The organism is uncultured Campylobacter sp. (assembly GCF_938018145.1).
Taxonomy (GTDB): domain Bacteria; phylum Campylobacterota; class Campylobacteria; order Campylobacterales; family Campylobacteraceae; genus Campylobacter_A.
On record NZ_CALIII010000177.1, the window covers coordinates 1 to 6,720 of the forward strand.

Annotated in this window: 10 protein-coding genes; 8 read left to right on the top strand and 2 right to left on the bottom strand. The window is 46.9% G+C overall.

The window, feature by feature from the left end; genetic code table 11:
• The 7 genes from Q0338_RS04050 to Q0338_RS04080 all read left to right on the top strand — a co-directional run.
• Nucleotides 1-1,769, top strand: a 1,769-nt coding sequence (locus Q0338_RS04050) for a flagellar biosynthesis protein FlhA (protein ID WP_298085639.1), incomplete at its 5' end; no start/stop codon positions are given.
• 8 nt (nt 1,770-1,777) lie between these two features.
• Nucleotides 1,778-2,896 carry a 3'-to-5' oligoribonuclease B gene (locus tag Q0338_RS04055; RefSeq protein ID WP_298085640.1) on the top strand — a complete coding sequence of 373 codons (1,119 nt, stop codon included), beginning with the start codon at nt 1,778-1,780 and terminating at the stop codon, nt 2,894-2,896.
• 3 nt (nt 2,897-2,899) lie between these two features.
• Complete coding sequence (locus Q0338_RS04060) at nt 2,900-3,127, top strand: hypothetical protein (protein WP_002945055.1); 228 nt, start codon at nt 2,900-2,902, stop codon at nt 3,125-3,127.
• On the top strand, nt 3,124-3,303 hold the full coding sequence (locus Q0338_RS04065; RefSeq protein WP_002946522.1) for a hypothetical protein: 180 nt from the start codon (nt 3,124-3,126) through the stop codon (nt 3,301-3,303). The genes Q0338_RS04060 and Q0338_RS04065 overlap by 4 nt, the downstream gene beginning before the upstream one ends.
• A complete protein-coding gene (gene cmoB / locus Q0338_RS04070) occupies nt 3,303-4,208 on the top strand; it encodes a tRNA 5-methoxyuridine(34)/uridine 5-oxyacetic acid(34) synthase CmoB (RefSeq protein ID WP_298085641.1) in 906 nt (301 codons plus the stop codon). The genes Q0338_RS04065 and cmoB overlap by 1 nt, the downstream gene beginning before the upstream one ends.
• Before the next feature lie 11 nt (nt 4,209-4,219).
• Nucleotides 4,220-4,756 carry a PaaI family thioesterase gene (locus tag Q0338_RS04075; RefSeq protein ID WP_298085642.1) on the top strand — a complete coding sequence of 179 codons (537 nt, stop codon included), beginning with the start codon at nt 4,220-4,222 and terminating at the stop codon, nt 4,754-4,756.
• 16 nt (nt 4,757-4,772) lie between these two features.
• The gene (locus Q0338_RS04080; RefSeq protein WP_298085643.1) at nt 4,773-4,919 is read left to right on the top strand and encodes a hypothetical protein; all 147 of its coding nucleotides are present in this window, start codon (nt 4,773-4,775) and stop codon (nt 4,917-4,919) included.
• A gap of 53 nt (nt 4,920-4,972) precedes the next feature.
• Here Q0338_RS04080 and Q0338_RS04085 read toward each other — a convergent pair whose 3' ends face one another.
• A complete protein-coding gene (locus Q0338_RS04085) occupies nt 4,973-5,596 on the bottom strand; it encodes an MBL fold metallo-hydrolase (RefSeq protein WP_298085644.1) in 624 nt (207 codons plus the stop codon).
• A 118-nt stretch (nt 5,597-5,714) separates the two neighbouring features.
• Here Q0338_RS04085 and Q0338_RS04090 point away from each other — a divergent pair, with 118 nt between their 5' ends.
• Entirely contained in the window at nt 5,715-6,470 is a 756-nt protein-coding gene (locus Q0338_RS04090) for an NAD+ synthase (protein ID WP_298085645.1), read from the top strand.
• Here the strand turns inward: Q0338_RS04090 and Q0338_RS04095 are convergent.
• Nucleotides 6,451-6,720, bottom strand: a 270-nt coding sequence (locus tag Q0338_RS04095; RefSeq protein ID WP_298085646.1) for a hypothetical protein, incomplete at its 5' end; no start/stop codon positions are given. The two genes, Q0338_RS04090 and Q0338_RS04095, sit on opposite strands and share 20 nt — an antisense overlap.

Consider the following 6,720-nt stretch of genomic DNA (forward strand, 5'->3'; position numbering starts at 1 on the left):
TCTTTACAATCCTAGTTCTTATAAATTTCATGGTCGTTACCAAAGGCTCGACGCGCGTGAGCGAGGTGCAGGCGAGATTTACGCTTGATGCGATGCCTGGTAAGCAAATGGCGATAGATGCCAATCTAAACGCGGGTCTGATCGACGAAAAGACAGCCAGAGAGCGCCGCGAAGCCATCATCGGCGAGGCGAATTTCTACGGTGCGATGGACGGTTCGTCTAAATTTATCAAAGGCGATGCGGTCGCTGGCATCATCATCACGATCATAAACATCGTCGGCGGCTTTCTCATCGGCTCGTTTCAGTACGGCCTAGACATGGCTACCTCGGCGCAAAACTACACGATACTAACGATCGGCGACGGTCTAGTGAGCCAGATCCCGGGCCTCATCACGTCGACGGCTACGGCGATCATCATCACGCGAGCTAGCAAGGACGATGAAAATTTCGCCGAGGGCTCGCTAACGCAGCTGCTAGGCGAATATAAAACGCTTCTAATAGTCGGCTTTATACTATTTATCTTTGCTCTAGTTCCCGGGCTTCCGACGCTATCTCTGGGCTTTATCTCGCTTCTGTTTTTAAGTATGGGCTATATAATGAAAGAGGTAAAAGAGGGCAAGATAAATTTGACCGCCAAGGCCCAAAGCGCAAGCTCTACCCAAGGCGAGGAGGAAGGACCGGCGGCACCTAAACCGCCTAAAAAAAGCGAAGAGGAGATCGCCCGCGAAGAGGAAGCCAAGATAAACGATATCTTAAAGCTTGAAATTTTAGAGCTTGATCTAGGATACGGCCTGCTAAAGATCGCCGAGACCGATCTCATCGAGCGCATACGAGCGATGCGCCGAAATATCGCGGCACAGCTTGGTTTTTTGATGCCAAAGATCCGTATCCGCGACAACCTCCAACTACCGCCCAACGAATACCGCTTCAAGCTAAAAGGCGTCGTGATCGGGCAGGGCGAAATTTACGCGGATAAATTTCTAGCGATGGATAGCGGGCTAGTTAGCGACAACATCGAAGGCATCCCGACTAAAGAGCCGGCGTTTGGCCTAGACGCGTTATGGATCGATGCGAGCGTGAAGGAGGACGCGATACTAAGCGGCTACACGATCGTAGATCCCGCGAGCGTCATCTCCACGCACATGAGCGAGCTGATAAAACAAAACGCCGCCGAGCTCCTAACCCGCCAAGAGACGCAAAATTTGCTCGACAAGCTAAAATCGGAATACCCGGTCATCGTCGAGGATACGCTGCGCATCGCGCCTATCGGAGTGATCCAAAAGGTGCTAAAAGCGCTACTAAAAGACCATATCCCGATAAAAGATATGCTAAGTATCCTAGAGGCGCTAAGCGACATAGCCGAGGTTAGCAAGAACCTCGATATGATCGTCGAGCACGTCCGCACGGCGCTTGCTCGCGCTATCACTTCGCTTTACGTCGATGAGGGTGGGCGGTTAAATTTCTACGTGATGGAGCCAGCCGCGCAGCAAAAGCTGATCGACGCCGTGCAGTATAAAGACGGCGCGTATCACCTGATGATAAATGTCTCGCAGACCTCGGCGATCGTGCAGGCTCTGCGCGAGGCGAGGGCGAAGCGGCCGATCTCGGAGTACGGCTCGATGATACTTTGCGTGGAGCCTAGCTTGCGTAAATTTATTGCTGATATCTGTGCAAATTTCGCCATAGATATCACGGTGCTTAGCTTTGCCGAAGTCGCGGCAAATACGCCGTTTGAGACGTTAGGCACGATAGAAATATCAAATTTGTAAGGAATAAAATGACCATCCACCACCTCTCGCACACCGATCTGGACGGATACGGCGCGCAGGTAATAACGAATCACTATTTTAAAAACGTTAAATTTTATAACTCAAACTATGGCAAGGAGATCGACGAGAAATTTGATCAAATTTTGGCTCAAATTTCGGATAAAAGCGTAGCCCAGACGCAGTCAAATTTAATCAGCGAGCAAAATGGTAACTCGCAAAATACGCCCGAAAATTGCGGCGAGGGCGAAGCGGCTAAAAATGACGAAAAAGCGCTTATCCTGATAACGGATCTAAATTTAACCGTGGAGCAGTGCGAAGCCTACGAAAAGGCGCTCGTAAATAAAAACGCTAAAATTTTACTCCTCGATCACCACCAAAGCGGAGCCGAGTGCGCGAGCAAATTTAGCTGGTATTTTTTAGATAGCTCAAGGTGCGCGACCAAGATCACGCATGATTTTTTCGCTAAAATTTACGGGGTCGATGCGAGCCTAAATCACTTTAGCGACGTCGTAAATGCGGTCGATATCTGGCTAAAAGACGATACAAATTTTGAAATGGGCAAGGTCGGACTCGGACTCGTCGCAAACGCAAAAGAGATAAATAAAACGATGTTTGAGGCTGAAAACTCGCGCTATCTTTTTTATCTAATCAAACGTGCGCGGGAGTTTTTTGACGCGGGAGACGACTATGTCGGGCTTGACGAGGCGATTTTCGGGTTTAAAAAGGACTTTTTCAAAGAGGATAAAAACGATACGCTAAGCAATCTAATATCAGCCTTCGTCGTAAAAAAACTAAGCGAGGAAAAAGATAAATTTAGCATAAAGTATAACGATTTTAAGGGTATTTTGACCTATAATATCGGCAACACTTCGGTTATCGGCAACGATTTTTTAGTTGCAAATCCCGATGTTGATTTTTTCATCGACGTTACGAGCAAAAAGACGCTGAGCTTTCGCGCTAACGGCAAAGTAGACGTCAGCCAGATGGCTAAAAATTTAGTCGGCGGCGGCGGACACGTGAACGCTAGCGGCGGACTTTTTGCTGGCTTTAAGGATAGCTTTAGCTATGAAAACGTAAAAGCGCAGATAACCGACCTAATAACTAAAAAAACGATTTTACAAGGATAGAAAATGAAAGAAATAGAACCTACCGTGGACGAGCTAAGCTACGAGCTTTCGATGATGTTAGAGGCGATGCTTTATTATGCCGGCGTGAAAAAAGATAGGCTCGAGGACGCCGCCGAGACCTACATCGAGTGCATCGACGACGCGCTGGAAAACTCGGGTGCCGAGGGCGTGGACGAGGTGCTCGAAGTCGTCGAATACATGAAAAAAAAGCACGCTAAATTTTTCAAATGAAAACTCTAGCGCAAATTTTATTTTTTTCGGCTCTGGCGGCGATGCTAGGCGGTTGCGTGTTTTTAAACGACCGCGGCGTGACGACGAAGTACTACAACGAGTGTAAGGAGTACTACGACGCGACGGGCGTCTATCACAAAGAGTGCCCTAAAAACATCATCGACTGGACGGAGTGATGAGCTTAGAAGCGGCTAGAGCGGCGAAGGCTAGGGAGCTGGCGGGCAAAACCTACGCGCCTTTGATGCGTGAGATAGAGGAGCTGGCGGCTAAATTTAAGGGGCACGAATTTGAGCTTAAATTTGACGATATAGTCGAGATAAACGCAAATTTAACCCCAGCAGAACGCGAAGAGACGCTGCAAACGGCGCTAAATTTACGCTCGTGGCGCAAGGGGCCGTTTAAGATAGACGATATCTTTATCGACAGCGAGTGGAGGAGTTTTGTTAAATTTAACCTACTCGCGCCGCACATGGATCTAGCGGACAAGGTCGTGGGCGATATCGGCTGCAACAACGGCTACTATCTCTTTCGTATGTTGCCCCAGAGCCCGAAAAAGCTGATCGGCTTTGATCCTGGCGTTATGAGCTTTTTGCAGTTTAAATTTATCGATGCGTTCGCGCGCTCGGGCATAGAGTACGAGCTGCTGGGCGTCGAGCATCTGCCGCACTACGGCGTCAAATTTGACGTGCTCTTTTGCCTGGGCGTGCTCTATCACAGAAGCGATCCCGTGCGTACGCTAAAAGAGCTAAAAGGCGCGTTAAATGCGGGCGGCGAGCTATTTTTGGACACGATGTATCTTGATATGGAGGGCGATTTTGCCCTGAGCCCCAAAAATACCTACTCAAAGATACCAAATATCTACTTCGTGCCGACTATTAGGGCGCTTTTAAACTGGTGTGAGAGGGCAAGTTTTAAAGACGCGCAAATTTTGGCTACAAAGCCGACGGACGCGCACGAGCAGCGAAAAACCGAGTGGATCTTGGGGCAGAGCTTGGGCGATTTCCTAGATCCCGCAGACCAGGCGCGCACGGTCGAGGGCTATCCCGCGCCAAAACGGGTCTATCTAAAACTAAGCGTATGAAAAGGTGAAAAATGGACGAAAATATCTACGACGACAACAGTAGCGACGGAGTCGTACTGCCAGAGGACGAAAATCCGTTTCGCAACGAACTAAAAACCTCGCCGAATATAAAAATCGGCCTTAGCGGCGCCGTGACGCAGCTCGAGCCAAACCGCGCCAAAACGCGCTTTTTCGCCACTAGCGATATGGTTGCCGATAGCGAGGGGCTCATACACAGCGGTTTTGTTTTCTCTGCGGCTAGCTACGCGGCGATGGCGGCGGTCAATGAGACTTTTAGCGTAGTTATCGGGGCTAAGATACATTTTTTCGCGCCGACCAAGCTAAACGAAGCGATCGAATTTGACGCGCGCTCGCACTTTAACGAGAGCAAGAAGCGCGAGGTGCGAGTAACTGGCACGACGAACGATATAAAGGTGTTTGAGGGGACTTTTCAGGTCGTGATTTTAGAAGATCATATCTTTAAAATTTACAAAACGAACCTGCAAAAACAAGCCGCGCAAAGACGAAACGAGGAAAAACGCAAAGAAGAGGCGAAGCAAAACGCGTAAGCTCGGTCGAATTTGATTGAAATTTGAGCGGCGCGGTAAATTTAGCGCCGTCTTTTCTTTTAAATTTGATTTTATGCCGTTTTTTGGTGGCATTTTTAGCAAAACCTGCATAAATTTAACGCCAAAATCGCTACCGCCAAATTTGCCGTTTTGTTTGGCTTGACTGCTTTAAATTTAACGCGTTTTTAAAAATCTTAAAAGCTCAAATTTGACCCGTTAAAATTTCATCTCCCTACCGATCATATTTATCCAAAAGTCTAAATTTGCTCGCTCGGCTTTTAGCGTCGTTTTGTCGCCATGGCCTGGATACAGTACAAAATCGCCTTGCAAATTTTTACATTTTAGCAAGCTTTGGCGCATATCCTCGGCGTTTGAAAACGGAAAATCATAGCGTCCGATCGAGCCTCTAAACAAAAAATCTCCGCTAAAGATAACGTCGTCCACGCGCACCATACAGCATCCGGGCGTATGCCCCGGAAAGTGCATAAACTCGATATCAAAGTCTTCTATGTTAAATTTAACGTCCTCAAATTTCGCTCCGCCTACGCAGATCGCGTCATACATCGGCTGCTGACCCGCATCCCAAAGATCGTCATGAAGCATGAAATTATCGTCTTTGTGGATGTAAACCGGAACATTAAAAAAATTTTTTAAGCTAACATTGTCAAGAACGTGATCGGAATGCCCGTGAGTGTTTAAAATAGTGAGTGGCGCGTGTGAATTTTTTACGACAAAGTCATATGAATCTTGACCTGGATCAATGATAATATCGCGCCCGTTTTTGGATACTACGTAGCAGTTGGTTTGATAATCTCCGCATGGTTTTGAAAAAATTTTCACGTTTGTCCTTTTATAAAATTTAATTAAAATAAATTGTATATTCTTTAAGCTTAAAAGTTAAATTTTATAAAAAGATTGTATAATATTTTAGAAATTAAATTTATCGGTGATAATCGTTATGAAAAATTATTCGCAAATCAGCCTGAAGCTAACCGAGTTTTTGGCGAGCTACCTTGAAAAAAGTGGCGCAAGGGGCTTTGTTTTGGGCGTTAGCGGCGGTTTAGACTCCGCCGTCGTAGCCGCTCTTTGCGCGCGCACGGGCTTTGAAACGCATGCGCTTTTGATGCCGACGAAGTACTCAAACGAGCGAAATTTAAGCGACGCGCTAAAGCTTTGCGAAGATCTAAAAATAACGCATAAAATCATCGAAATCCAGCCGATTTTGGATAGCTTTACCGCGCAAATCGGCGAGCCGCTGTCAAATTTGCGCATGGGAAATCTAAGCGCAAGAGCCAGGATGTGCCTGCTTTACGACTATTCGGCAAAGGTAAACGCGCTAGTCGTGGGTACTAGCAACAAAAGCGAGCGCCTTCTTGGATACGGCACGATCTACGGCGATATGGCGTGCGCGCTAAATCCGATCGGCGAGCTTTTTAAGACTGAAATTTACGAGCTGGCGCGCGAACTAGGCATCGATGAAAAAATCATCGCAAAAGCCCCGTCTGCCGACCTTTGGGAAGGGCAAAGCGACGAGGCTGATATAGGCTATAGCTACGAGCGGCTGGATGAGGTCTTGCGTCTGGCGCAGAGTAAAAGCGAGGCAGAACTGGCGCGAGAATTTGATCCAAAACTCGTCTCGACTGTATTTTCAAGGATGAGAGCGAATAAATTTAAACTCTCGTTGCCGCCGATTGCTAGCTTGGACAGCGAGTAAAATTTGAGCTAAATTTACGGCTACGGCGATAAATTTGGCTGAGGTTTTGAAAGTCAAAAACGGTGAAATTTGACGGCTTGTTTGGTGTCAAATTTGCTTGGCTTTGAGATACGGTAAATTTAACGGCAAAGTTGCGATGATTTTTCTGAAAGTAAAAATAGATAAAACTGCCGTAAATTTGGCGGCAAAATAAATTTAAAAACAAAAAAAGAACGCAGAAGGTAAGATAAAAATAAAAAAACAAGGAGGC